The organism is Eggerthella sp. 1_3_56FAA, assembly GCF_000185625.1.
Lineage (GTDB): Bacteria > Actinomycetota > Coriobacteriia > Coriobacteriales > Eggerthellaceae > Eggerthella > Eggerthella lenta.
In genome coordinates this window covers 1-3,092 of sequence record NZ_GL622584.1, presented here as the reverse complement: position 1 = coordinate 3,092, position 3,092 = coordinate 1, and the positions used below count along the sequence as shown (strand labels likewise).

The window sequence follows — 3,092 nt, the reverse complement described above, 5'->3', positions numbered from 1 at the left end:
GATACCCACAAGATACCAGTTGTCGCCGTACTCAATCCGGGTCGGCTTCCACTTGCCCCGCACGAATACGTCAAAACATTCTCCACAATGCAGCCCGCCATAGTAGCTGTTTAAGTCAAAGCGAATGTCGTAACGGTCGGTGCGCTCGTCAAATACCAATGCTCCTGTCATTTTCTGTGCCATAATAAAATCCTCCTTTTGTTGTTTTACAGGCTTTCGCCCGGTTTGCATGAATAATAGTCCGGGTCGCCGTACTGCGGCTTCTTCGGTGACAGTGCGCCGCTTGCCATGTCATGGGCGACAAGGGAAGTGTAATAATTGCCGATAGTGGACGGGGCGTTGAAAAGGGCTGCTTTCAGATATTGCTTGATGTTGCGGATTTTCGTTGTGTTCTCCCGCATACAGTCAAGCACAAAGCGGATATGCTCGCCGTCCAGTTTCATAAACTTTGACTTCACAAGCTCTGCCGGGTAGTCGTCCCCCGCAATCCGTACCCGCTTGACTATTGCAGCGCTTTTGCTACACCGTTCCACGCTCCACTGCTACAGCGCTCCATGGCAGACTGCCACACCCTAACAATCTAAATTGCCACGCGCCCCGAAAGGGGCGCTTCCTTTTCCGCCACAATTCCGATGGGCACAAAAGTGCCCATCGGACCATTGCGAGAAAGGAAGAAAAAATGGTCAAGTACAGAGAAATACTTCGGCAAAGGGCGATGGGGGTGAGTGTCAGGAACACAGCGTTCTCGTGCAGGTGCTCCACCGCAACGGTAAGGGCGGTGACCACCCGCGCGAAGGCGCACGGCCTCGAGTGGCCCTTGCCGGAGGAGATGAACGATGCGGCGATTCGAGCCGTCATCTATCCGGCAAAGGAGCGATCCGATATGTCGAAGGCGGAGATCGACCATCCCCGCATCGACAAGGAGATGAACCGTCCCGGCATGACCATGCTGACGCTTTGGAGGGAGTACTGCGAGGACGCCCTGGCATCGGGCATGGAACCCTACCTGTACTCCGCCTTCTGCCAGAAGCACCGCGCCTGGGCGGCCGCCAACAAGGTCTCCATGCGCATCGAGCGCAAACCCGCCCAGGAGATGCAGGTCGACTACGTCGGCGACACCATGGAGGTGCTCGACGCCGACACCGGCGAGGCGCGCAAAGTCTACGTCTTCGTGGCGTGCTTGCCCTATTCGGGCGAGATGTTCGCCGAGGGCGCCTACAACATGAGAGCGGAGTCCTGGGTCGAGGCCCACGTCCACGCCTTCGCCTTCTTCGGCGGCAGCGTGCCGATAGTGGTTCCCGACAACCTCAAGCAGGGCGTCGTCAAGAACACCGTCGAAGAGCTCGTGATCAACGAGCAGTACCGCAGGATGGCCGAGTACTACGGGTGCGCCGTCGTGCCCGCGCGCCCCAGGAGGCCGAGGGACAAGGGGGCGGTGGAGATGAGCGTGAGGGTCATCGAGCAGCGCGCCATCGCGCCCCTTCGCAACCAGCTGTTCACCTCTCTCCGGCAGCTGAACGAGGCTCTTTTGGAGAAGGTGCGCGAGATCAACGCCCGTCCGTTCCAGAAGCGCGAGGGCAGCAGGGATGAGGTCTTCGTCCGCCAAGAGAAGCCGCTGCTCATCCCGCTGCCGGGCAAGCCCTACGAGATGGTTACCCGCAAGGTTGTCACTGTTAATTTTAACTACCACGTCTCGTTTGACGGATGCTGGTACTCGGTTCCGTTCAGCTACGTCAAGCGCGAGGTGGAGCTATGCGCCACCAGATCCGCTGTTTGGGTGGCCTGCGACGGCGAGCGAATCGCCATGCACGAGCGCATCTACGGCCCTAGGGGAAGCTACCGCACCAACCCCGACCACATGCCCGATTCCCATCGCGACTTTGTGGAGTGGGACGCGAAGCGCTTCCGTAAATGGGCGGCCGGGATCGGCCCGTCCTGCGGGGAAGCCGTCGATGCCATCTTGAGGTCGCGCAAGATCGAGCAGCAGTCCTACCGCTCGTGCCGCGCGGTGCTGGCGCTCGCGAAGAAGCACGGAAGGGAGATGCTCGAGCAGGCGTGCGCCAAGGCCTGCTCTCTAACGCCCAGGCCGAGCTACAAGACGATCAAATCGATTATCTCGGAGATGGGGGCCGCAGGGCCCGAGGACCAAAACGCCGGAGCGTATCTGCGCGGAGGCGACTACTACCGGAACTTGAGCGAGGGGGACGATGAATAATGACGGCGAGCCAGACGACGATGGACAAACTCTATGGCATGAGGATGTCGGTGATGGCGCAAGCGTATCGCGACCAGGAGGAATCGCAAGGAGTGGCAGAGATGACCTTCGACGAGAGGTTCGCCATGATAGTCGATGCCGAATGGGACGCGCGCCGCATCAACAGGAGGACGAGGCTGTTGCGCCAGGCCGGCTTCTCCGATCCCGAGGCGAACATTGCCGATGTCCGCTACGACGCGGATCGCAAGCTCGACCGCACGAAACTGATAGAGCTGTCCAACTGCACATGGATAAGAGGCCACCGCAACGTCGTGATCACGGGCGCGTCGGGCGCCGGCAAGAGCTGGATTGCCTGCGCGCTCGGGGTGGCGGCCTGCAACGCCTTCTTCAGCGTAAGGTACGTCCGGTTGCCCGAAATGCTCGACGAGCTGAACGTGAGCAAGAACGAGGATTGGCTCAAGGCGAAGAAGCGCTACACGAAATGCGACTTGCTGATACTGGACGATTGGCTTTTGGAAAAGCTCGAGGGGAAGGCGGCGCGCGAGCTTTTAGAGATAGTCGAGGCGCGCTTGCGCAGCGGGTCCTTATTGATTTGCTCGCAGTTCTCGCCAGCAGGCTGGCATTCAAAGCTCGGGGAAGGAGCAATCGCAGATGCCGTCATCGACCGCATAGTCTATCGGTCGGACGTCATCCATATTGAAGGCGACGAGTCAATGCGCAAGCGCATCGGCTAAGAGCATAACCGGCCGTATTGGCCAAGAGGGGCGCTTGCGCGCCCCTCGCAATCAGAGCAACCCGCATTGCTACGTGGCAGTCTGCCATGGAACGCTGTAGCAGTGGAGCGTGGAACGGTGTAGCAAAAACGGCGCAATAAGCA

3 protein-coding genes and 1 pseudogene are annotated in these 3,092 nt (G+C 59.5%); 2 read left to right on the top strand and 2 right to left on the bottom strand.

Annotated features, from left to right (window positions below; all coding sequences use genetic code 11):
- The coding region (locus tag HMPREF1023_RS14850) for a DUF5348 domain-containing protein (protein WP_009307280.1) at nucleotides 1-183 on the bottom strand (183 nt) is incomplete at its 3' end.
- Between the two features lie 23 nt (nucleotides 184-206).
- Nucleotides 207-500: pseudogene (locus tag HMPREF1023_RS14845) on the bottom strand (DUF6017 domain-containing protein); the annotation flags it as partial.
- A gap of 179 nt (nucleotides 501-679) precedes the next feature.
- Between HMPREF1023_RS14845 and istA the strand changes: the two are divergent.
- Both istA and HMPREF1023_RS14835 read left to right on the top strand, forming a co-directional pair.
- A complete protein-coding gene (istA, locus tag HMPREF1023_RS14840; RefSeq protein ID WP_009307278.1) occupies nucleotides 680-2,215 on the top strand; it encodes an IS21 family transposase in 1,536 nt (511 codons plus the stop codon).
- Nucleotides 2,216-2,235: 20 nt separating this feature from the next.
- Nucleotides 2,236-2,949 carry an ATP-binding protein gene (locus tag HMPREF1023_RS14835; RefSeq protein WP_198006023.1) on the top strand — a complete coding sequence of 238 codons (714 nt, stop codon included), beginning with the start codon at nucleotides 2,236-2,238 and terminating at the stop codon, nucleotides 2,947-2,949.
- The last annotated feature ends 143 nt before the right edge of the window (nucleotides 2,950-3,092 follow it).